Here is a 20,863-nt window from a genome sequence, read left to right as displayed (position 1 = left end):
GGATTGCAAGCACGAAGTTTGGCGGAATTTTCCCTGACTCCTGGCGGAGCCATTCGCAAGCTGCCCCGGGCAGCGCCCGGGGCGAGCGGGTCAGCAGCCGGGACCGCAGCCCAGACCGGGGCCGAATGGATAGGTGACGGGGCTCACGATAACGTAGACATAAGTCGAAAGAAGATCGGAAGAAAACACCATGAGCAATCCTGCAGACAACAACGATGTTGTCATTCTCGCCGCAGCCCGCACCCCCCAGGGGCGCCTGAACGGGCAGCTGGCCAGCTTCACCGCCGTCGAGCTCGGCACCCACGCCATCCGCGCGGCCCTCGCCGCCAGCGGCGTCAAGGCCGACCAGGTGGACAGCGTGATCATGGGCCAGGTCCTGCAGGCCGGAGCGGGCCAGAACCCTGCGCGCCAGAGCGCCATCGGCGCCGGCATCGGCTGGAACGTGCCGACGGTGACCATCAACAAGGTCTGCCTCTCGGGCCTCACCGCCGTGATCGACGCCGCCCGGATGATCCGCAGCGGGGACGCCACGGTGGTGGTCGCCGGCGGCCAGGAGTCCATGACCCGCGCACCTCACGTGCTGCCCGGTTCCCGGCAGGGCTGGGCGTACGGCACGGTCCAGGCCCTGGACGTGGCCGCGCACGACGGCCTGACCGACGCCTTCGACGGGCAGTCCATGGGACTGTCGACCGAGAGCAAGAACCTGACCCTCGGCATTGACCGGGCCTCCCAGGACGAGGTGGCGGCCCAGTCGCACCAGCGTGCCGCCCGGGCCGCGAAGGACGGCGTCTTCGACAACGAGATCGCCCCGATGAGCGTCAAGCAGCGCAAGGGCGATCCGATCGCCGTCACCGCCGACGAGGGCATCCGGCCCGACACGACCGTCGAATCGCTGGCCGGACTGCGCGCGGCGTTCGTCACGGACGGAACCATCACCGCCGGCAACTCCTCTCCCCTGTCCGACGGCGCTGCCGCCCTGGTGCTGAGCAGCCGGAAGTTCGCCGAGGACAACGGCCTCGAGTATCTGGCGGTGGTCGGCAAGCCGGGCCAGGTTGCGGGGCCGGACAACTCGCTGCATTCCCAGCCGTCGAACGCCATCAAGAACGCCCTGGACAAAGCCGGCTGGTCCGCCGCGGACCTCGACTTCATCGAAATCAACGAGGCTTTCGGTTCTGTCGCGGTGCAGTCCCTGAAGGATCTCAACTATCCGCCGGAGCAGTGCAACATCCACGGCGGGGCCATCGCCCTGGGCCACCCGATCGGGGCCTCCGGGGCCCGGCTGGCCCTGCACGCGGCCCACGAACTCAAGCGCCGGGGTACCGGCAAGGCGGCCGTGTCCCTGTGCGGCGGCGGCGGCCAGGGCGAAGCGCTGCTGCTGTACCGCGACTAAATCCGGTAACCGGCGGGCGGGGCGGGCCCGGACCACAGGGCGGCCGGGCGGACCGGGAACCGCCGCCAGGAGTCAGGAAGGTTTGACGCGATGCCAGAGCAGAAAACAACCAGCGGCCGCGAACGGTTCCTCGCCGACGCCGCGGCGCGGGGGCTGGACGTGGAGATCGTCGAACGCCTCGCCGCCCGCAGCCTAGAGGAGGCGGCCGGTATCCTCGGGATCCGGCCCGCGGATATCGTGAAGTCGCTCGTGGTCAAGCACAAGGACGGCAGTTTCCTGTTCGCACTGGTCCCCGGCGACCGGCAGATTTCCTGGCCCAAGCTGCGGGCGCTGCTGGGCGTCAACAAGCTCTCGCTGCCGGCGGCGGATACGGCTTTCGAGGCGACCGGGTACGAGCGCGGGACCATCACGCCGCTCGGCAGCATCCGCCCCTGGCCCGTCTACGCCGACCAGACCATCACGGGCCGTCGGATCTCCATGGGCGCCGGGGAACATGGCTACAGCGCATTCGTGGACGCGGATGCCCTGACGGCGGCCTTGGGCGCCGTCGTCGCAGATATCACTGAACCCAACTAGCCCGCCCGGGTTAACAGCAACGCGGGGTCGCTTCCGGCCCATCCCGACCGCCGGGATGGGCGCAAAGTGACCCCGCGTTGTTGTATCGGCGGGGGCTAAGCCGTGACCGTCAGTGGCGTCCCGTTGACGGTGAGCCGCCAGTTGGCCTGGCTGAACACGGCGATGTCCAGGGTTCCGCGGTCCACGACATAGTCGATGATGCGCTGCCGGATCTCCTGCTGGCTGTTCGAGAGCACCGGCGCGCTCTTCACGGCCGGGAAGTTGCCTCCGCCGCTCTGCCGGTAGTTGTTGATGGCCAAAGCAAATTCCTGCTCGGGCGCCAGCGGCTGGCCGCCGTAGCTGAGCTTGGCGATCCGGTCCCCCGCCGGCCGGGCGAGGTCGATCTCATAGTTCAGCGGCGCGTCCAGTCCGTAGACGACGTCGTAGTTGTAGTCGGGCGTGCCGTTCGGGGCCGTAGCCGTCACAGCGTTGGTGACCTCCTGGGCCCTGGCCGTGGTGGCGGTCACCGGTTTGAAGTACTGGGCGGACCACTCCAGGTATGCCTTGACCTGCGCGCCGGTGACCTTGATGGCGAGCAGCGTGTTGTCGAAGATGTACAGGCCTGCGACATCGCGGATGGTCAGCGGCCCGGCCTTGACGTCCACAGCACGGGAGAACGCCGCCGCAATGGACAATACGGGCAGCCCTGCGGCGGGAGTGTTGGCCAGCTCGGCCTTGACTGTGCTGGCCTGGACGTAATTAATGGCATCGATCGCGGCGGAGTCCTCCCAGCAGGCGGTGGCCGTGCTGAGCGGCGCCGTGGAAGTTCCGATGACCTCGTTGACGTAGTTCACCGTGGCCTCGTGCCCGGCCTGAACGGCCCGGACGACGGCGGGATCGGGGTCGACGGTCTTGGCGTCCAAAAGGAGCGAATGCGCCGCGGTGACGGTCCACTGCCCTTTTTCCTTGACGAGTTCGAGGTCCATGACGGAGACGCGCATGCCCCACTTGAGCGGCTCGGTCAGGAGCACCTGCTTGCCCGTGGCCTTGTTCGTGACGAAGCGCTCGGGGATCTCCAGGTGGGCGTGCCCGACGAGGATGGCGTCGATGCCCGGGACTTCCTCTGCCAGCTGGGTGGACGCGTTCTCGGGAAAGGGCAGGGCGTCACCGTAGGAGGACCCTGGAGTCGCCCCCGAATGGCTCGTGACGATCACGACGTCGGCCCCGGCCGCTTTCACCTGCGGGATGACGGTTCTGGCCTCTTCTACGATGCCGTTGAAATCGAGCTTGCCCTGGACGTTGTCCCGGTCCCAGAGTGCGCAGCCCGGCGTCACCAGGCCGACGAGGCCGACCGTCAGCCAGCCGCTGTCCGTCTTGATCCGCTTCAGGACGTAGGGGGTGAAGGCTCGCCCGCCCGCCACGGCGTCGTGCACATTGGCGCCCAACAGCGGGAAGTTTAGCTGCCGCTCCCAGGTGCGCAGAAGCCCAATGCCGTAGTTGAACTCGTGGTTGCCCAGCCCCACGGCGTCGTAGCCGATCGCGTTCATGGCCAGCGCCATGGGGTGTTTCACGGTTGCCGAGATGGGGTTGATCTTGGCGAAGTAGTAGGCCAGGGGCGTGCCCTGGATGGTGTCGCCGGCGTCGATGGTCAGGGTGCTGGCCGCGCCGCGCTCGGCGCGCATGGCGTTGATCAGGGTCGCGGCCTGGGCAATCCCGATCTTGTTCCCGGCGGCGTCGGCATAGGGGACGTTCTTGAAGTAGTCCCAGTTGAAGACGTTGTTGTGCAGATCCGTGGTGCCGAGCACCGTCAGGGTGAACTGATTCTTGGCAGTCGCCCTGCCACTGGCTTCGCCGGGGACGGCCTGCGCCGCCGGGGCTCCGGCCAGCGCGGCGGCGGCCGCGCCGCCGCCCACGAGGGCTGCGGCGAGCATGGCGCGGCGGGAGGGGGAAGTGTTCGGGTCCGTCATTGTGGGTGAACTCCTGAGCGTTGGGGGCCGGTGGGCACAAATCCAAAGTCTAGGGTCGCGCCATCAAGTGCGACAGGGGTATCAGAAAAACTTTGCCGAATCCTTGGGTACCGTTCACCGGCGCCGGCTGCCGGCCCGGGCGGTTCGGGTTTCCGGTCCGGGAACGCAGGAAACCCCGCCCACTGAGTGGACGGGGTTTCCTGTGAGCAGTGCGGACCGCGATGGATCCGGACGGCGGGTGTTACTTGAGGGTGACGCGGGCGCCAGCTTCTTCGAGCTGAGCCTTGGCCTTCTCGGCAGCTTCCTTGGTGGCGCCTTCGAGAACAGCCTTGGGTGCGCTGTCAACCAGGTCCTTGGCTTCCTTGAGGCCCAGGGAGGTGATGGCGCGAACTTCCTTGATCACTGCGATCTTCTTGTCGCCAGCAGCTTCGAGGATGACGTCGAAGTCAGTCTTCTCTTCAGCTTCTTCTGCAGCAGCGGCGGGGCCGGCAACGGCAACGGCAGCAGCAGTAACTTCGAAGGTCTCTTCGAAGAGCTTGACGAACTCGGAGAGCTCGATGATGGTCAGTTCCTTGAAAGCTTCAATGAGCTCTTCGTTGGTGAGCTTCGCCATGGTGTGGCGTCCTTCCTATAGTGGTGCGCGGCGGCCCTGAGGCTCGCTGTGGCACCGGAGTCTTATGGAGAAGAGGACTAGTTCTCTTCGGGGGCTGCGGCTTCGGCCGGTGCTTCGGCCTCGGCTGCTGCATCTGCTGCGGGAGCTTCTTCAGCGGCGGGTGCTTCGGCTGCTGCCGGGGCACCGTTCTCTTCTTCAAGCTTGAGGCGCAGTGCGTCGATGATGCGTACAGCAGCGGCAGCAGGAGCCTTGAGGATCCCTGCAACCTTGGCGAGCTGCAGCTCACGGGACTCGAGTGCTGCCAGGGCAGCAACTTCGCTGGCGTTCAGTGCCTTGCCCTCGAAGTAACCGGTCTTGATGACCAGCTGCTTGTTGGCCTTGGCAAAATCCGTCAGGCTCTTGGCAGCTGCAACTGCGTCACCCTTGATGAACGCGATTGCAGTGGGGCCGGCGAGCTGACCGTCGAATGCTTCGACACCAGCTTCCTTGGCTGCAATGGCGGTCAGGGTGTTCTTGACGACCGAGAACTTGGTTTCCTGGCCGAGAGAGACACGCAGCTGCTTGAGCTGTGCAACGGTGAGCCCGCGGTATTCGGTCAGGACAGCGGCGTTCGATTCCTTGAAATCGTTAGTGATCTCAGCTACTGCTGAAACCTTGCTAGGCGTTGCCATAACCCTCCTTCCGGGGATAGTGCCGGTATGTCCGGGTCCCCGCTCAAAAGAGCTAAAAACTAAAAAACGCCCCGCGCAGATGCACGGGGCTTGTCTCGACGCGGTCCATGACCGCGGAGCTTTGCTTCGTTCACCTGCGCCGGCCGCCCTATGTTCAGGGTCCTTCGTCCGGAAATCCACTGCGCTCTCCCGGCGCGACTGCAGAAGTGAGTCTTGCTTGGGAGAGTGGATTTCCAACAACCGACGGTCTTTGGTCCTCCAAGCTTACGGGACGCGGCGCGCGTGTTCCAAATCGGGCCCGGCGGGCAGGGGCAGCGCCGGACTTCAGCGAAAGACTTTAGCGCCCGACGTCGGCCCGGGACCTCAGCTGACAGCCGGTCCGAAGTTGGGGAGTTCTTTTTGCCAGAGACCCGTCACTCCCGCTGTCGTGAAGCCGAGCTGCTGGTTGACCTTCAACAAGTAGCGGTTCTCCGGGGCGTTCCACGTGTACAGGACCCGGGCGTCCGGGAACTGTTCGCTGAGCCGTTCCATATTGGCGACCTTGATCAGCAGCCCGAGCTTGTTGCCGCGGTGTTCCTGCAGCACCACCGTGTCGTCCTGGAAGACGACGTCCGGGCGCAGGGCCAGGACACTGATGGTGGTCAGGCCCACGAGCGTTCCGCTGGCGACGTGCTCGACGGCGGTGACCACCGTCCGGCGGCCCTGGGCTATGGTGACTTCCTCCGCTTCCCGGAGGATGCCGCCGTCGAACACCATTTCCTGGGCATCCGGCCCCGGCACTTCGTCCTCGCCTGCCTGGTTTTCCAGCGCGGCGACGGCCTCGAGCCACTGGTCAGGACACCGGTCCGTCCAGTGGTGCAGACGGTAGCGGCCGGCATTGGCTTCCTCGGCCTCGGCCTCGAGGTCGGCGACGAGCTTGGTGTCCAGCGGCAACGCACAGGAGCTGAACTGCTCGATGTGCTGCAGGGTGTAGCCGGTGTGGCGGGCAAATTCCACGTCACGGCTGCCCAACGGGACGAACCCGACGCCGCTGCCGGGCACGAGCTGTTCGGCCTCCGGGTCCGTCAGGGTTGATCCCGGGTGGTTGGTGTCGATCAGGATCGTGTGGCGGCCCTCGTCCCGGGCGAAATGTTCGGCGGCCGCCAGCAGCTGCCTCCCCACGCCCTGGCGCCGGAATTCCGGCAGGATGTCGAGCGTGAATTCGGCGAGATCGAGGTTGTCCACGAGCGGCAGGGCGATGTCCGCCGTCCCGACAATCACGCCGTCGATCTTGGCGACGAGGATCACCTGGCGTTCGTAGGGGTCCGCCATCTCAAGCAGCTTTTCCTGCGGCGCGTAGGCGAGGTCGTCGGTGCCCCAGGTCTGCATCCGGACCCTGCGCCCCACCTCGATCGCGGCGAGAAAGTCGGCGGCATCGGGCGCGTCAAGGGAATCGGGGATCCACAGCTGCTCAATCCGTACATCGTTTGCCATAGAGGGCATCTTCCCAGCCGTTGTGCCACCCACCATCGGTACGGCCCGGCTCAAACCGGGCTTTCAACCGCCAGCATATGCTGGTTTGGGCCGCTGTTCCATTGGTGACGCCGGGCAGTTTCCGCTCCAGCCGGCGCCCGGCAGCTTCTGCCCCAGCCGGCGCCCGGTCAGTTCCGGATCTCATTGCCGGTGGCTGCGCCCGCGGCGGCAGCGGTCCGCTGCCACTCGCCGTCGTAGCCGGCCGGCTTGAAGCCCAGTGCGATGTTGATGCCGAGCATGTGGTCGTTTTCGGCGGCGTTGTACGTCAGGACGCGCCGGACCGCGGGGTACGACTCCCGCAGCAGGCGCAGGTTGCGGATCTTGATGAGCATGCCAAGCCGGTGGCCGCGGTGGCCCACCGCGACGAGGGTGTCGTCCTGGTTGGCCAGCCATGGCTTGTCGGCTGTTGTCTGCAGGACGGTATAGGCGGCCAGTTCGCCGCTGGCCCGGTGCCGTGCCGCCACCACAAGGGAGGACTGGCCGGCGCGCCGCCAGGTGTCCTCGACGTGGCGGACCCGGGCGACGTCCCAGATTTCCGGCTCGTAGCTCAGCGCTCCGGAGGGGGCGTCGGTGCTCATGCGGGACATGAGCACCGCGAGCTGGGCGGCATGTTCCTCCGGGCAGGAGTCGGTCCAGTGCAGCAGTTCATAGTCCCCCGCGCGGGCCAGGGCGTCCCGTTCCAGGGCGTCGAGGTCCGCGGCGGGCGGTACGTCGAGCGAACTGAACCGTTCCACCTGCTCCAGGCGGTAGCCGGCTTTTCCGGCGAAACGGACACCCGGCGCGCCGGCGGGCAGCGCTCCGGTCCCCGTGGCGGGCTTGATGAGGTTGGTGCCATCGACGTCGAAATCGGCCGGGTGCTCGGTGAATGTCTGCAGGATGGTCCGCCCGTCGGCGGCGGCCAGCGCCTCGGCGTGCACCAGCAGTGCCCAGCCGATCCCCCGCCCGGCGAAGTCATCCAGGACGCCCACGTGCAGCAGCGCACTGCCCAGATTCTCCTGCAGTTCACAGCGGACCCAGGAGTTGGCCACCATGAGCCCGTCGACGCGGACGAAGAAGAGCCGCAGCCGGGTGTACGCCGTGTCCCGCCAGTACTGCAGGCGGGCCGCCGCGGACGATGCCCGGTCCAGGTTGCCCCAGGTCTGCCGGATGAGCTCATCGCAGAGTTCCATGAATTCGAGGAACTCCGCCGTGTCAGCGGCATGGGTGTCAGCGGCATCAAGGCTGGCGGGCAGGGAGAGTTCCTCGATGAGGTACGACGGCGTAGTCACCGGGACAGCCTAACCGGCAAGTCCGGCGGCACCAAGGGCCCCGGATGCCAAGCGTTTTGTACGCCGCGGGGTCCCGGCGCAGGACGGCAAAAGGCCGCCCCGCAGTTGGCGGGACGGCCTTTGGCTGGAACCGGCGACGTCAGCGAAGCCGGCGGTTCCGTGGATCCGGTGAGGACTAGACCTCGGTCAGGACCTTGGTGACGTTGGGGTCAACCGAGATGCCCGGGCCGAACGTGGTGGCCACGGTGGCCTTCTGGATGTAGCGGCCCTTGGAAGCGGACGGCTTGAGGCGGAGGACCTCTTCCAGTGCGGCTGCGTAGTTCTCGGCCAGCTTGATGGCGTCGAACGAAACCTTGCCGATGATGAAGTGCAGGTTCGAGTGCTTGTCGACGCGGAAGTCGATCTTGCCGCCCTTGATGTCGTTGACGGCCTTGGCGACGTCAGCGGTCACGGTGCCGGTCTTCGGGTTCGGCATCAGGTTACGCGGACCCAGGACCTTACCGAGGCGGCCAACCTTGCCCATGAGGTCAGGGGTGGCGACGGCGGCGTCGAAGTCGGTCCAGCCGGCGGCGATCTTTTCGATCAGGTCATCGGAACCAACGAAGTCGGCGCCGGCCGCGATTGCAGCCTCAGCCTTGTCGCCCGTTGCGAAGACGAGGACGCGGGCGACCTTACCGGTGCCGTGCGGCAGGTTGACGGTGCCGCGGACCATCTGGTCGGCCTTACGCGGGTCAACGCCGAGGCGGAAAGCGACCTCAACGGTGGCGTCGAACTTGGACGGGTTGGTGTCCTTGGCGAGCGTCACTGCCTCGAACGGCGCGTAGAACTTCTCCGCGTCGATCTTGGCCGCGGCTGCCTCATATGCTTTGCTGCGCTTTGCCATGCTGCTTATTTCTCCTTGTGCAGTTGTGGTCTGCGGACCGCGCTGGGCCCTGCCACAGGCGGCATTCCGGCTGGTGTATCCGTTCCGGAATTCCGCTGTTCATTGTTTAGGTGGTGCCGGCTGGCCGGCGGTGCTGACGGCGTCGTGACCGGTTTCCCGATCCCGGCGCATCAGCGGGGGGAATTAACCCTCGACGGTGATACCCATGGAGCGGGCGGTGCCGGCGATGATCTTCGCTGCGCCTTCGAGGCTGGTGGCGTTGAGGTCTTCCATCTTGGTGGTGGCGATCTCGTTGACCTGGGCCTGGGTCAGCTTGGCAACCTTGACGGTGTGCGGGGTAGCCGAACCCTTGGCGACGCCTGCAGCCTTTTTGATGAGCTCTGCAGCCGGCGGGGTCTTGGTGATGAACGTGAAGGAACGGTCCTCGTAGACCGTGATTTCCACGGGGATAACGTTGCCGCGCTGGGCTTCCGTCGCAGCGTTGTACGCCTTGCAGAATTCCATGATGTTGACACCGTGCTGGCCGAGCGCAGGACCGATCGGCGGGGCCGGGTTAGCGGCACCTGCCTGGATCTGCAGCTTGATGAGGCCGGTGACCTTCTTCTTGGGAGCCAATGTAGGTCCTTCTCTCAAATACGTCCTGGGGCACAGGAGCGTGCCTCAGGTTGGTGGCCGCCATGGCAAGGCGGCCGGCCGCTCCGTGGCTGCTAAGCGGGCAGCCCGGGGCGAATTCTTAGGGAACAGCTAGATCTTGCTGACCTGGTTGAACGCCAGGGTGACCGGAGTCTCGCGCTCGAAGATGGACACCAGCACCACGAGGGTCTGGGAATCGATCTTGATCTCGGAGATCGTGGCGGGGAGGGTCTCGAACGGGCCTTCCTTGACGATGACCGACTCGCCAACCTCGAAGTCGACGTCGACCTGGGCGGCGGCGTGCTTGACCGGCTTGCCCTTCTCGGCCTGCTCTTCTTCGAAGACCGGCGCGAGCATGGAGAAGACCTCATCGAGGCGCAGCGGGACCGGGTTGTGGGCGTTGCCCACGAAGCCGGTGACACCGGGGGTGTGGCGGACGGCGCCCCAGGAAGCGTCGGTCAGGTCCATGCGAACCAGGACGTAACCGGGAATGCGGACACGGTTGATGACCTTGCGCTGGGCGTTCTTGATCTCAACGACTTCCTCCATCGGAACCTGGATTTCGAAGATGTAATCTTCCATGTCCAGGGTCTGGATGCGGGTCTCAAGGTTGGCCTTGACGCGGTTCTCGTAGCCTGCGTAGGAGTGAATGACGTACCAGTCACCCTCCTGGCGGCGCAGCTTGGCTTTGAACTCGTCCGCGGGGTCGACGTCGGCCTTAGCGGCCGCCGCTGCCAGCACGTCGGCGTCAGCCTCATCAGCGTCGGCGTCAGCCTCATCAGCGTCGGTGGCGTCGGCTGCAACTGCCTCGGCGTCGTCTGCCGCTTCTTCTTCCGTGGCTACGGCCTCGTCAGTGACGTCGGATTCGGGCGCAGCAGACACAGCCTCGGACTCTTCCGCGGCTTCCACCGCGGCGTCCTGGCTCTTATCCAGCTCAGTCTCAGTTACCTCGAGCTCCTGCTCAGACACTTGGTCTCCTGCTTCCTCATTGCCTAACATGCCTATTTAAATGACTCAATTCCGCACACCCCGCGGAATCTCCGGTTTCCCGGGGCATCCACGCAGTCTGCGGACCGGTCGCCTTAGCTGTCCGTGGGGCCGCTGCCGCCGAAGACCCAGCTGACCGCGGTCCCAAAGGCCAGGTCCAGCAAGGTGACGATCACCATCATGATGGTCACGAACACCAGTACCACGAGTGTGTAGTTGATCAGTTCTTTACGGGTCGGTGCGACGACCTTCTTCAGTTCGCCAATGACCTGGCGGATGAAGATCGCGATACGAGCGAAGAAGCCGGGCTTGGCGGCATTCTTGGCGGGGCGGCCTTTGGAGCTGCTGGCAGCTGTTTCGGTCACCTGGTCCTCACTCATCCTCGCAATGATCGGATACCCGGCTCTGAACTGAACCATGGTTGCTGCGCTGGTTCCGGATAATCCGGAACAGCATGCGCAGGGCAGACAGGACTCGAACCTGCAACCTGCGGTTTTGGAGACCGCTGCGCTACCAATTGCGCCACTACCCTTCGGGGATAAAAACCGCTCCGGCCGATGCGTCCCACAGGCTTCCCTGAGGCGCAGGCCATCATCGTGTTTTCAACACCGGAGAACCAGTCTACGCAACAACTGCGCCTACGTCGAACCGGCCCTCTTCCGGACCCCTGCGTGCCTGCGAAAACCAACTGACAGCCGTCAGTCACATTCGGGTTCAGGCACCCCGGGGGATCCGCTGAACAGCATAGAGTAGATTTCGTCGAATCCCATATCCAGCCTTCCAGCTGCAAGCGAAGAACGGACCCGCCCATGTCTGCTGCCCGCATTTCCCAGCGCATTTCCGCCATAGCCGAATCCGCCACTCTGGCCGTCGATGCCAAGGCGAAGGCGCTGAAGGCAGCCGGCCGTCCGGTCATTGGCTTCGGTGCCGGGGAACCCGACTTCCCGACCCCCGGTTACATTGTGCAGGCCGCCATCGAGGCCGCCAGCCAGCCGAAATACCACCGGTACTCCCCCGCCGGCGGGCTCCCCGAACTGAAGCAGGCCATCGCGGACAAGACCTTCCGGGATTCCGGCTACCAGGCGGCGGCGTCCCAGGTGCTGGTGACCAACGGCGGCAAGCAGGCCGTCTACAACACCTTCGCCACCCTGCTGGATCCGGGCGACGAGGTCATTGTTCCGACCCCGTTTTGGACCACGTACCCGGAGGCCATCCGGCTCGCCGGCGGCGTGCCGGTGGAGGTCTTCGCTGGCCCGGAGCAGGGCTACCTGGTCACCGTGGACCAGCTGGAAGCGGCCCTCACCGAGCGCACCAAGATCTTGCTCTTCGTCTCCCCTTCCAACCCCACCGGCGCCGTGTACTCGCCGGAGCAGGTCAAGGAGATCGGCCAGTGGGCAGCGTCCAAGGGCCTGTGGGTTGTCACCGACGAGATCTACGAACACCTGACCTACGACGGCGTGCCGTTCACCTCGATCGCCACCGCGGTGCCCGAGCTCGGCGACAAGGTGGTCATCCTCAACGGCGTCGCGAAGACCTATGCCATGACCGGCTGGCGCGTGGGCTGGATGATCGGGCCCGCGGACGTCATCAAGGCCGCCACCAACCTGCAGTCGCACGCGACGTCGAACGTCTCCAACATCCCCCAGGTCGCCGCCCTCGCGGCTGTGTCCGGGCCGCTGACCGCCGTCGATGAGATGAAGGTGGCATTTGACCGCCGCCGCAAGGCGATCGTCGCGGGTCTGAACGCGATTGACGGCGTTGACTGCCCGACGCCGAAGGGCGCGTTCTACGTGTACGCGGACGTCCGCGCGCTGCTGGGCAAGGAGTTCCCGTCTGCGAACGGCCCGGTGCGGCCGGCCACCTCTGCCGAACTCGCGGCGCTGATCCTGGACGAGGTCGAGGTGGCTGTGGTTCCCGGCGAGGCGTTCGGCCCGTCCGGCTACCTGCGCCTGTCCTATGCACTCGGCGACGACGACCTGGCCGCGGGCGTCGCCCGCCTGCAGGACTTCCTCGGCAAGGCAAAGTAGTAACCTACCAAACGCTCCCGCAGGTCCGGCACCATTCCTCCTGACGCTCCCGCAGGTCCTGCACCATTCCTCCTGACGCTCCCGCAGGTCCGGCACCATACCTACCCGACCTACCCGACGCTCCCGCAGAACCCGACGAGCGTCCGCCGCATTACCGCACGACCTGCGGGAGCGGCCACCCCAAAACCGCACCACCGCATCACCGCACCACCTGCGGAAGCGTCGGGCCTAAAAGCGCCTGAAGTGCGGGAGCGTCCGGGTTTTAGGCGCCGGACGTGCGGGAGCGTTTGTGGTTAAAGGAGGCGGCGCTCGGCGGCCCAGCGGGTCAGCTCGTGGCGGCTGGAGAGCTGGAGCTTGCGCAGCACGGCCGAGACGTGGGTTTCAACGGTCTTGATCGAGATGAACAGTTCTTTGGCCACCTCCTTGTAGCTGTAGCCGCGGGCGATAAGGCGCATCACCTCGAGTTCCCGCGCCGAGAGCCTGTCGAGCTCGTCGTCGGCGATGTCCGCGGGGGCCGTGCCGAACGCGTCCAGGACGAAGCCCGCCAGCCGGGGTGAGAAGACGGCGTCGCCGCCGGCCACGCGGCGGACGGCGCCGCTGATCTCCGCGCCGGAAATGGTCTTGGTGACATAGCCGCGCGCGCCGGCCCGGATCACGGACACCACATCTTCTGCCGCGTCGGAGACGCTCAGCGCCAGGAACCGCGTGGTGCCCAGCAGGGGCGCCGAGCCGGCCAGGACCTCGCGTCCGCCGCCACCCCGGCCGCCGGGAAGATGGACGTCAAGGAGCACGACGTCGGGGCGCTGGACTGCGATGACGGCGATTGCCTCCTCCACCGTTCCGGCCTCCCCGGCGACGACGATGTCCGGGTCCAGGTCCGCCTTCAATCCGGAGCGGAAGATGGCGTGGTCGTCCACGATCACCACGCGAATCGGTGCGGGGTTTCCTTGCACAGGGTTTCCCGATGTTGGGCTGGTCACGGTTTGGCCTCTCCGTTGGCGTTGTTGGCGGCGGCCGCGGCAGTTCCGGCGGAGGCGGCGGCGACGGGCAGCCGGAGCCGCACTTCGGTGCCGTCCTGGCTGCTGGTGATCGCGGCGGTGCCGCCGTGGCGGTTCATCCGGCCGATGATCGATTCCCTGACGCCGAGCCGGTCCTGGGGAACGGAATCCGGGTCGAAGCCCGGGCCCCGGTCCTTGACGAAAACTTCCGCTGCGGCGTCGGTGACTTCCAGGTACACGGACACGGCGCCGCCGCCGTGCCGGGAGGCGTTCAGCATGGCCTCTCGGGATGCCTGGACGAGGGCCTCGTGGCGTTGGGTCATGGCGCAGTCCCCCACGCTGACCACCTCGACGGCGTTCCCCAGGGCGTCCTCGACCTCGGCCGCAGCGGCCTTGATGCCGTCGGACAGCTGGCCGGATTCCTTGTCGGCGTCCCGGTACAGCCAGCCACGCAGCTCGCGCTCCTGCGCGCGGGCCAGCCTGATGACATCGTGCTCGTTGCCGGCCCGACGTTGGATCAGGGCGAGCGTCTGCAGCACGGAGTCATGGAGGTGGGCGGCGATCTCGGCACGCTCGGTGGCGCGGACCCGCCCCGCGCGCTCGGTTTCCAGGTCGCGCCAGAACTTCAGCCCCCACGGCAGGAGCACCAGGGCCACGCCGCCGAGCACGGCCACCGAGGCCAGGAGGGCGAGCCAGGTCTGTTCCCAGGACCCCGAGCCGGACACCATGACCAGCACGCCGGCCACGACGAGGGCGAGCCCGGCCGCGAGGCGGGCCCAGCCGCCGGCCTGGTTCGCTTTGGTCTTGTCCACGAGCCCCGCCCGGCGGGTCTCGTCCAGTTGCATCCAGGCGATCGCGGCGCCGCCCAGGATCGCCGCGACCGGGATCAGGGTACCCAGCGGCACGTCGACCCCCAGGAGCCGGGCGATCAGGATCCCGGCGGCCAGCAACAGGCCTGCGCCCAGCAGGATCTCCTTGCCAAAGGGCATGCCGGACACTTTGGACCGCCAGGATCCCGGCGCCGCCGTCGTTGGCGTTCCACTGGTTCCGGGGGCTCCCGGCATGCCGTGGGCGTCGGGCAGGTTTGCGACGCCTGGAGTGTCCGGGAAGCTCACTGCCGGAGCGATGGGCGACGCCGGGCGGCGGGCGTTGCGCCGGGCGCTTTCATCCGCCGTGGGGACCATGATCCAAAGCCAGGCGTAGAACGCCACCCCGGCCCCGCCGGCGAGCGCGGCCACTGCCATGCCGATCCTGACCATGCGCACCGGCCAGCCCAGGTGGGTGGCGAGGCCCGCGCACACGCCGGCAATCACGCGGTCGCTGCTGCGGACCAGCGGCGGTCGGGCGGGCGCGGTTGTCATGCCTCAATCCAAGCACGGATCGGGGTTTCCCGGACGCGTTTGAGGGCCCAACCGGGGGCCACTCAGGGACCGTTCAGGGTGTTCCCCAGTAGAGCCCGGCGCCGGGAACGGGAAGGATCGAAGTATGAACCCGCACACCCCGCACCCCGATGAGGGCCCGGCCTCCGCAGACCGGCCGGCCACGGATCTATCCCGCCCCGAACTTCCAGAACCGGAACGTCCAGAACCGGAACGTCCCGAACCCGAACGCCCCGCCGCAGACCTTCCGCACACGGAACGTCCCGACCCCGATCTTCCAGGCACGGGCCAGCCCGCTCCGGCCTTCTCCGGGCCGGGCGGCGCGCCGCCGGAGCCGCCGCGGCTTTACCCGCCCGGCGATCCGAATGGGCCGTTGCCCGGCAGGCAAACCCAGAATTTCTTCGACTGGATCCGCAGCCAGGGCATTTACCGCGGACGCGACCGCTGGATCGGCGGCGTGGCCAGCGGCATAGCCCACCGGCTCGGCGTCGATCCGCTGATTATCCGCGGCGTCCTGATCGTCCTGACTGTCTTCGCCGGAATCGGCGTTCTCGCCTACGGCCTGGCCTGGGCGTTGCTGCCCGAACACGACGGCCGCATTCACGTCCAGGAGGCCGCCGCAGGGCGGTGGACGGCCGGCATGACCGGCGCGCTCATCACCTCGGTCATTGGTTTCCCCAGCCTGGGCACCGGGGTCTGGGGCTGGGACCGCTTCGGCTTCGGTGCCTTCGTCTGGACCGTCTTCTGGGTGGGCGGCGCCATCTACCTCGTCTACTACCTGACCCAACGCAACAAGATCCGGGACGGGGCCACTGCCATGCCATCGCGTTACGACTCCGGCAGCCCGGCCGGCGCCGCGGCTTTTGCGGCTAGCCCCCGCACCGCCGCCGGGCCGCAATCAGCAGGCAGCTTCCCGCAGGGCGGCGGCCGGACATATGGCGACCCGGCTGACAGCTCTCGAGTCACCGGCACCGTACCGGACTGGGGTCCGCCCCCGCCGTCGGGACCCATTGCGTCCGGCCCCGTCCCGCCCGGCCTTGTTCCCCCAGACGGCTACGGACCGGGGTCCGGCGGCACACCGCCCGCACCGGCCGCGCGCAACCTTGGCCCGGGCGCTCCGGCGGTCGCCATCACCGTCGGCTCCGCCCTCCTGGTGGGCGGGGGCATCAAGGCCCTCGACGCCGCCAACGTGATCGATCTCGGCGATGCCGGCAACGCGCTCGTCTGGGCCTTCGGCGCGGCCATCCTGGGCCTCGGGATCCTGTTTGCAGGGCTGAGGGGTCGGACCTCCGGGATCCTGGGCTTCTTCGCAGTCGTGGCCCTGCTGATCGGCGCCATTTTCAGCGTGGTCCCGCACGGGGACCGGTTCCGCTTCCAGAACGCCGATTGGGCTCCGGCGAGCATTCAGCAGGCCCAAGGCGGCTTCGAGATCACCGGCGGCGCCGGAACCGTGGACCTGACCAAGCTGGCGCTGAATCCGCCCCTGGGCTCCGACGTCGTAGTTCCGATCGACGCGACAGCCAGCAACCTCACCGTCGTCATCCCCGCCACCGTTCCGGTGCACGTCCAGGCGGACATGACCATGGGCAACCTCCACGACGGCAACCAGGACCGCGGCGGTATGACGACGCAGCAAAGCGACTACAACACCGCGAAGCCGGGCGCCCGGCTGGTCCTGGAGATCTCCGGCACCGTCAGCAACGTGACCATCAAGGAAGGCAACTGACATGAGTAGCTATGACGATTCGCCGCTGGCCGACGCCGGGCACGACCCCGAAGCGGGTTCGCCCGCCCGGGTGGGCACAGTGGTCTGGGGACTGACAGTGGTGGCATTGGCCGCACTGATCATCATTTCCCGGCTCGGCCTCGTGGCCCTCAACGGCACCTATGTGCTGATCGGCCTGATGATTGGGGCCGGGGGCGCCCTGGTCGTGGGCGGCCTGGTCTCGGCGCGCAGGCGTGACAATAAGTCAACTACAGGGAAGTCTTGACCCATGGATAAATTCTTCGACACCATCCGGGGCCTCGGCCTGAAACGTGGTCCGCAGCGCTGGGTTGGCGGCGTTTGCGGCGGGGTTGCCGCCAAACTGAACGTTGATGTGGCCTATGTCCGAATCGCCTACCTGCTCCTGAGCCTGCTCCCTGGCCCGGCGTTCGTGGTCTACCTCGCGGCCTGGCTCTTCCTCCCGGACCAGCGCAACGCAATCGTCCTCGAAAGCTTCCTCTCGAAGCGTTCCTCCCGGCCCTGACATCCGTCACCGGCCGTCCAAGCACAGGCCGGCCAATCACAGGCCGGCCCGGCCCGGCGGCAATCTGCCCCGGTAGCTGCCCCGCACCACCAAAAGGGTGCCCCCGCCATCATGGCGGGGGCACCTTTGTAACCGTTTGTGTCCTGCCCCACACCCGCCACTAGACTCTAGGGTGAGCTCAGCGTGGCGCTCTGCCTGTACCCCTTCAAACCAGGATTTGAGCCAAGACATGAAAATTGGAATCCTCACCAGCGGCGGAGACTGCCCCGGCCTGAACGCCGTCATCCGTGGCGCCGTCCTCAAAGGAATCGCGGTCCACGGCCAGCAGTTCGTAGGATTCAAGGATGGCTGGCGCGGCGTTGTCGAGGGCGACATCGTGGAAATTCCCCGCACCATGGTCCGCGGCATCGCCAAGCAGGGCGGCACCATCCTGGGCACGTCCCGCACCAACCCGTTTGAGAACGGCGGCGGTCCCGACGTCATCAAAGCCAACATGGACCGGCTCGGGATCGACGCCATCATCGCCATCGGCGGCGAGGGCACCCTGGCCGCCGCAAAGCGGCTCACCGACGCCGGCCTCAAAATCGTGGGCGTGCCCAAGACGGTCGACAACGACCTCGATGCCACGGACTACACCTTCGGCTTCGATACGGCCGTGGAAATCGCCACCGAGGCAATCGACCGGCTGCGCACCACCGGAGAGTCCCACCACCGCTGCATGATTGCCGAAGTCATGGGACGGCATGTGGGCTGGATCGCCTTGCACGCCGGCATGGCTTCGGGCGCCCACGCCATCCTGATCCCGGAGCAGAAGGCCTCCATGGAACAGATCGCCGAATGGGTCGTCTCCGCCCACGACCGTGGACGCGCCCCGCTGCTTGTCGTCGCCGAGGGGTTTGTGCCCGAAGGCCAGGAATCCCCGCATTCGGAGCGCGGCCTCGACACCTTTGGCCGGCCCCGCCTCGGCGGCATCGCCGAAATGCTGGCCCCCGAACTGGAGGCACGCACCGGCATCGAGACCCGTGCGACGGTCCTTGGCCACATCCAGCGCGGTGGCGTCCCGACGGCATTCGACCGGGTCCTGGCCACACGTCTGGGCATGGCCGCCATCGATTCGGTGGTGGAAAAGCGCTGGGGCACCATGGTGTCGTTGCACGGCACGGATATTGTGCACGTCGGTTTCGACGCCGCACTCGGCAACCTCAAGTCCGTACCGCAGAGCCGCTACGACGAGGCCGCAGTCCTCTTCGGCTAAGCGGGACAACACCGGCGGGGTCCGGCTCGGCGCGGCCCGCAGGGAAGAGCCGGGCGGGCAGCGCCGCAGGGAAGAGCCGGGCGAGCAGCAGGACGCCCGGCCGCGGTGGGTAGGGTTGATTCATGACTCTTGAGCCAGGTTCCGCAGAAATTGTCCAGCTCGCATGGGCGCGCCGCCTGGGGTTCGACGACGGCGCCTTCGCGGCTGCCGCCGGCGTGAGGCTCACCCGGGCGGATGAGACAGCCCGGTCCCTGCAGTTCGTCCGCCTGTTCGGCAATTCCGCCCTGGTGGGCCCGCAGTGGGCGCTGGACGCCGCCGAGGGTCTCTCGGACGAGGAACTGGCCCAGCACGTGACGCTGCTGACCATCACCCGCGGGCACGGCGGCCACGGGCTCGGCGCCGCGGCACTCTTCTTCGCCGACGACCTCCCCCTGCAGCAGCCTGCCGGGGAGTTGACGGTCTCGCACGGGAACCCGGAAGCGATCGAACTGGAGACGTTCTGCCCGCCCGACGACGTCAACGAGGTGGGCCTCGCCGACCTGGAACACCGCTTCACCGTCCTGCATCTGGAAGACGGGCGGCGGACGCCGGTGGCCTGCGGGGCGTATGCGGAATGGGAAGGGCTCCTGGCCCATATGGGCGTGCTGGTCTCGCCCGAATGGCGGCGCCACGGCCTGGGCAAGCTGGCCGCCTCGGTAGCCGCCCACGAGGCCCTCGCCGCCGGGCTGACGCTGCAGTGGCGTTCAGAAGTCAGCAACAAGGGGTCGCTGGCGCTGGCCCGGAGCCTGGGATTTTCCGCGGGCGGCATCCAGACCAGCGTGCTGCTGGGCTGATCCGGATGCCGCCAGGCTAGCCCCGCTCCGCTGCGGCCCTGTCCGCGTCGGCTTCGTCCGCGTCCGCTTGGTCCGTGTCCGCTGCTGCGGCTGTGGCTGCGGCAGCATCTGGTTCGCCCCAGCCCTGGACCGGCTTGGGCTTGGCGAAGAACAGCGCCACGGCAGCACCGAGCAGGATGACCGCCGCCGGAAGCAGGATGGACTGGCCCATCGCCGTCGAGAACCCCTCATGAAGCTCCGCCGGCAGGGCCCCGCCGAAGCCCATCGGGCTGGCGTCTGCGCCTGCTCCGGGCCGGGCGGGGAGCTCGGCCGCCAGCCGCGACTGGATCAGGACGGCGATGGCGGCGCTGCCGAGCACGGCGCCGATCTGGCGGGTCGTGTTGTAGACACCTGAGCCGGCTCCCGCCTGCCGCGGCGGCAGGTTGCGTGTGACGGTGGAACTCAACGGCGCCCAGATGCCTGCATTGGCGAAGCCCAGCACTGCGCTCGGCAGCAGGAACAGCCAGATGGGGGTGTCCGGGTGCATGAGCAGGGCATTCCAGAACAGCGCCACGGACATCAGGACCAGGCCGGTCGCGGTGATGAATTTCGGGTTGACCTTGTCGATGATCCGGCCGACGACGGGGGCGAGGCCGCCCGAGATCAGCGCCATCGGCACCATCATGAGCGCCGACTGGGTCGGGGTCAGTCCGCGGACGATCTGGTAGTAGAAGATCAGCGGCAGGCTGAACGCGGTGACGGTGAAGCCCACCGTGGTGATCGCAATGTTGGCGAGCGAGAAGTTCCGGTCCTTGAATAGGGACAGGGGCAGCAGCGGTTCACCCGTGTTGAACTTCTGCCACAGGACGAAGACCACCAGCACGGCGATGCCGCTGATGATCAGGCCCCAGACGGTGATGGGGCCGGCGATGGTGCCCCAGTCGTACGTCGCGCCCTCCTGGATGCCGAAGACCAGGAGGAACAGGCCGAGGGCACTGAGCAGCACGCCGGGAATATCGAACTTGTGCGGGTGGGTGGTCAGCGACGGGACGAAACGCTGGGCGAGGATGAAACCGACAATCCCGACGGGAACGTTGATGAAGAAGATCCATTCCCAGCCGAGGCCGTCGACCAGCACGCCGCCCAGGATCGGGCCAACCAGCGTGGCGACGCCGGCCGTGGCACCCCAGATGCCCATGGCCGCTCCGCGGCGGTCCGGGGGGAAGATCCGGGTAATGACGGCCATGGTCTGCGGCGTCATCATGGCCGCGCCGAGGCCCTGGACCACACGGGCCGCGATGAGGATCTCGACGCTGCCGGACAGGCCGCACCACAGCGATGCCACGGTGAAGACGACGAGTCCGGAGAGGTAGAGCTTCTTCGGGCCGAAACGGTCCCCGAGCCGGCCCGTGATCAGCAGCGGCACGGCATAGGCGAGCAGGTAGGCGCTGGTGACCCAGATCACGGAGTTAATGTCAGTGTTGAGGCCCTCCATAATGCTGGGGTTGGCCACCGAGACGATGGTGGTGTCGATCAGGATCATGAAGAAGCCGATCACCAAGGACCAGAGTGCCGGCCATGGCCGGGCTACGTTTTCCATGCGGTTCCTTAGGGGCTGGTGTGAAACGGTGGATGGGCTGTGTGTGGGGGCGGCCGGGTCCCGG

The 20,863-nt window shown here is 67.1% G+C and carries 20 protein-coding genes and 1 tRNA gene; 8 read left to right on the top strand and 13 right to left on the bottom strand.

Features of this window, described 5'->3' with window-relative positions:
• Window positions 1–190 precede the first annotated feature (190 nt).
• Together AC1DZV_RS05400 and AC1DZV_RS05395 are read left to right on the top strand one after the other, a co-directional pair.
• Window positions 191–1,390, top strand: a complete 1,200-nt coding sequence (locus tag AC1DZV_RS05400) for an acetyl-CoA C-acetyltransferase (protein ID WP_476950104.1) — start codon at window positions 191–193, stop codon at window positions 1,388–1,390.
• Between the two features lie 90 nt (window positions 1,391–1,480).
• On the top strand, window positions 1,481–1,966 hold the full coding sequence (locus AC1DZV_RS05395; protein ID WP_223913811.1) for an aminoacyl-tRNA deacylase: 486 nt from the start codon (window positions 1,481–1,483) through the stop codon (window positions 1,964–1,966).
• Between the two features lie 95 nt (window positions 1,967–2,061).
• Here the strand turns inward: AC1DZV_RS05395 and AC1DZV_RS05390 are convergent, their stop codons facing one another.
• The 10 genes from AC1DZV_RS05390 to AC1DZV_RS05345 form a co-directional block, all read right to left on the bottom strand.
• Window positions 2,062–3,912: a bifunctional metallophosphatase/5'-nucleotidase gene (locus tag AC1DZV_RS05390; protein WP_476950105.1), complete on the bottom strand. Its 1,851-nt coding sequence runs from the start codon at window positions 3,910–3,912 to the stop codon at window positions 2,062–2,064.
• Window positions 3,913–4,153: 241 nt separating this feature from the next.
• Window positions 4,154–4,525 (bottom strand): 50S ribosomal protein L7/L12, encoded by a 372-nt coding sequence (rplL, locus tag AC1DZV_RS05385; RefSeq protein WP_028276543.1) that lies wholly within the window; start codon window positions 4,523–4,525, stop codon window positions 4,154–4,156.
• Window positions 4,526–4,602: 77 nt separating this feature from the next.
• Window positions 4,603–5,196 carry a 50S ribosomal protein L10 gene (rplJ, locus tag AC1DZV_RS05380; RefSeq protein WP_028276542.1) on the bottom strand — a complete coding sequence of 198 codons (594 nt, stop codon included), beginning with the start codon at window positions 5,194–5,196 and terminating at the stop codon, window positions 4,603–4,605.
• Window positions 5,197–5,559: 363 nt separating this feature from the next.
• Window positions 5,560–6,669, bottom strand: coding sequence for a GNAT family N-acetyltransferase (locus AC1DZV_RS05375; protein ID WP_476950106.1), 1,110 nt, complete (start codon window positions 6,667–6,669; stop codon window positions 5,560–5,562).
• Window positions 6,670–6,836: 167 nt separating this feature from the next.
• Complete coding sequence (locus tag AC1DZV_RS05370) at window positions 6,837–7,976, bottom strand: GNAT family N-acetyltransferase (protein WP_476953178.1); 1,140 nt, start codon at window positions 7,974–7,976, stop codon at window positions 6,837–6,839.
• Window positions 7,977–8,151: 175 nt separating this feature from the next.
• Window positions 8,152–8,859, bottom strand: a complete 708-nt coding sequence (gene rplA / locus AC1DZV_RS05365) for a 50S ribosomal protein L1 (protein ID WP_091251962.1) — start codon at window positions 8,857–8,859, stop codon at window positions 8,152–8,154.
• 183 nt (window positions 8,860–9,042) lie between these two features.
• Window positions 9,043–9,474 (bottom strand): 50S ribosomal protein L11, encoded by a 432-nt coding sequence (rplK, locus tag AC1DZV_RS05360; protein WP_018773647.1) that lies wholly within the window; start codon window positions 9,472–9,474, stop codon window positions 9,043–9,045.
• Between the two features lie 129 nt (window positions 9,475–9,603).
• Complete coding sequence (nusG, locus tag AC1DZV_RS05355; RefSeq protein ID WP_476950108.1) at window positions 9,604–10,461, bottom strand: transcription termination/antitermination protein NusG; 858 nt, start codon at window positions 10,459–10,461, stop codon at window positions 9,604–9,606.
• 113 nt (window positions 10,462–10,574) lie between these two features.
• On the bottom strand, window positions 10,575–10,859 hold the full coding sequence (secE, locus tag AC1DZV_RS05350) for a preprotein translocase subunit SecE (RefSeq protein WP_028276538.1): 285 nt from the start codon (window positions 10,857–10,859) through the stop codon (window positions 10,575–10,577).
• Window positions 10,860–10,938: 79 nt separating this feature from the next.
• A tRNA-Trp gene (locus tag AC1DZV_RS05345) sits at window positions 10,939–11,011 on the bottom strand.
• 277 nt (window positions 11,012–11,288) lie between these two features.
• Between AC1DZV_RS05345 and AC1DZV_RS05340 the strand changes: the two genes are divergently transcribed.
• Complete coding sequence (locus AC1DZV_RS05340) at window positions 11,289–12,506, top strand: pyridoxal phosphate-dependent aminotransferase (protein WP_476953177.1); 1,218 nt, start codon at window positions 11,289–11,291, stop codon at window positions 12,504–12,506.
• Window positions 12,507–12,799: 293 nt separating this feature from the next.
• Here AC1DZV_RS05340 and AC1DZV_RS05335 read toward each other — a convergent pair whose 3' ends face one another.
• Both AC1DZV_RS05335 and AC1DZV_RS05330 read right to left on the bottom strand, forming a co-directional pair.
• Window positions 12,800–13,486 (bottom strand): LuxR C-terminal-related transcriptional regulator, encoded by a 687-nt coding sequence (locus tag AC1DZV_RS05335; protein WP_476950109.1) that lies wholly within the window; start codon window positions 13,484–13,486, stop codon window positions 12,800–12,802.
• Complete coding sequence (locus tag AC1DZV_RS05330) at window positions 13,483–14,865, bottom strand: ATP-binding protein (RefSeq protein WP_476950110.1); 1,383 nt, start codon at window positions 14,863–14,865, stop codon at window positions 13,483–13,485. The genes AC1DZV_RS05335 and AC1DZV_RS05330 overlap by 4 nt, the downstream gene beginning before the upstream one ends.
• A gap of 124 nt (window positions 14,866–14,989) precedes the next feature.
• Between AC1DZV_RS05330 and AC1DZV_RS05325 the strand changes: the two genes are divergently transcribed.
• The 5 genes from AC1DZV_RS05325 (at window position 14,990) to AC1DZV_RS05305 (ending at window position 19,220) form a co-directional block, all read left to right on the top strand.
• Complete coding sequence (locus tag AC1DZV_RS05325) at window positions 14,990–16,609, top strand: PspC domain-containing protein (protein ID WP_476953176.1); 1,620 nt, start codon at window positions 14,990–14,992, stop codon at window positions 16,607–16,609.
• Window position 16,610: 1 nt separating this feature from the next.
• The gene (locus AC1DZV_RS05320; RefSeq protein WP_028276533.1) at window positions 16,611–16,874 is read left to right on the top strand and encodes a hypothetical protein; all 264 of its coding nucleotides are present in this window, start codon (window positions 16,611–16,613) and stop codon (window positions 16,872–16,874) included.
• 3 nt (window positions 16,875–16,877) lie between these two features.
• Entirely contained in the window at window positions 16,878–17,132 is a 255-nt protein-coding gene (locus tag AC1DZV_RS05315) for a PspC domain-containing protein (RefSeq protein WP_476953175.1), read from the top strand.
• A 229-nt stretch (window positions 17,133–17,361) separates the two neighbouring features.
• Complete coding sequence (locus AC1DZV_RS05310; protein ID WP_476944005.1) at window positions 17,362–18,387, top strand: 6-phosphofructokinase; 1,026 nt, start codon at window positions 17,362–17,364, stop codon at window positions 18,385–18,387.
• 122 nt (window positions 18,388–18,509) lie between these two features.
• Window positions 18,510–19,220 (top strand): GNAT family N-acetyltransferase, encoded by a 711-nt coding sequence (locus tag AC1DZV_RS05305; protein ID WP_028276531.1) that lies wholly within the window; start codon window positions 18,510–18,512, stop codon window positions 19,218–19,220.
• 16 nt (window positions 19,221–19,236) lie between these two features.
• Here AC1DZV_RS05305 and AC1DZV_RS05300 read toward each other — a convergent pair whose 3' ends face one another.
• The gene (locus tag AC1DZV_RS05300) at window positions 19,237–20,799 is read right to left on the bottom strand and encodes an MFS transporter (RefSeq protein ID WP_476950113.1); all 1,563 of its coding nucleotides are present in this window, start codon (window positions 20,797–20,799) and stop codon (window positions 19,237–19,239) included.
• Between the last annotated feature and the right edge of the window lie 64 nt (window positions 20,800–20,863).

It is taken from the genome of Arthrobacter sp. P1_D12 (genome assembly GCF_056406175.1).
Note: the sequence above shows the minus strand (reverse complement) of the source record. Positions and strands in the feature narration are given on the sequence as shown.

Bases quoted from the DNA above. Each gene is read 5' to 3' on its own strand.
- AC1DZV_RS05400 (WP_476950104.1), top strand. From the start codon at position 191: ATGAGCAATCCTGCAGACAACAACGATGTTGTCATTCTCGCCGCAGCC.
- AC1DZV_RS05395 (WP_223913811.1), top strand. From the start codon at position 1,481: ATGCCAGAGCAGAAAACAACCAGCGGCCGCGAACGGTTCCTCGCCGAC.
- AC1DZV_RS05390 (WP_476950105.1), bottom strand. From the start codon at position 3,912: ATGACGGACCCGAACACTTCCCCCTCCCGCCGCGCCATGCTCGCCGCA.
- rplL (WP_028276543.1), bottom strand. From the start codon at position 4,525: ATGGCGAAGCTCACCAACGAAGAGCTCATTGAAGCTTTCAAGGAACTG.
- rplJ (WP_028276542.1), bottom strand. From the start codon at position 5,196: ATGGCAACGCCTAGCAAGGTTTCAGCAGTAGCTGAGATCACTAACGAT.
- AC1DZV_RS05375 (WP_476950106.1), bottom strand. From the start codon at position 6,669: ATGGCAAACGATGTACGGATTGAGCAGCTGTGGATCCCCGATTCCCTT.
- rplA (WP_091251962.1), bottom strand. From the start codon at position 8,859: ATGGCAAAGCGCAGCAAAGCATATGAGGCAGCCGCGGCCAAGATCGAC.
- secE (WP_028276538.1), bottom strand. From the start codon at position 10,859: ATGAGTGAGGACCAGGTGACCGAAACAGCTGCCAGCAGCTCCAAAGGC.
- AC1DZV_RS05340 (WP_476953177.1), top strand. From the start codon at position 11,289: ATGTCTGCTGCCCGCATTTCCCAGCGCATTTCCGCCATAGCCGAATCC.
- AC1DZV_RS05330 (WP_476950110.1), bottom strand. From the start codon at position 14,865: ATGACAACCGCGCCCGCCCGACCGCCGCTGGTCCGCAGCAGCGACCGC.
- AC1DZV_RS05325 (WP_476953176.1), top strand. From the start codon at position 14,990: ATGAACCCGCACACCCCGCACCCCGATGAGGGCCCGGCCTCCGCAGAC.
- AC1DZV_RS05320 (WP_028276533.1), top strand. From the start codon at position 16,611: ATGAGTAGCTATGACGATTCGCCGCTGGCCGACGCCGGGCACGACCCC.
- AC1DZV_RS05315 (WP_476953175.1), top strand. From the start codon at position 16,878: ATGGATAAATTCTTCGACACCATCCGGGGCCTCGGCCTGAAACGTGGT.
- AC1DZV_RS05310 (WP_476944005.1), top strand. From the start codon at position 17,362: ATGAAAATTGGAATCCTCACCAGCGGCGGAGACTGCCCCGGCCTGAAC.
- AC1DZV_RS05305 (WP_028276531.1), top strand. From the start codon at position 18,510: ATGACTCTTGAGCCAGGTTCCGCAGAAATTGTCCAGCTCGCATGGGCG.
- AC1DZV_RS05300 (WP_476950113.1), bottom strand. From the start codon at position 20,799: ATGGAAAACGTAGCCCGGCCATGGCCGGCACTCTGGTCCTTGGTGATC.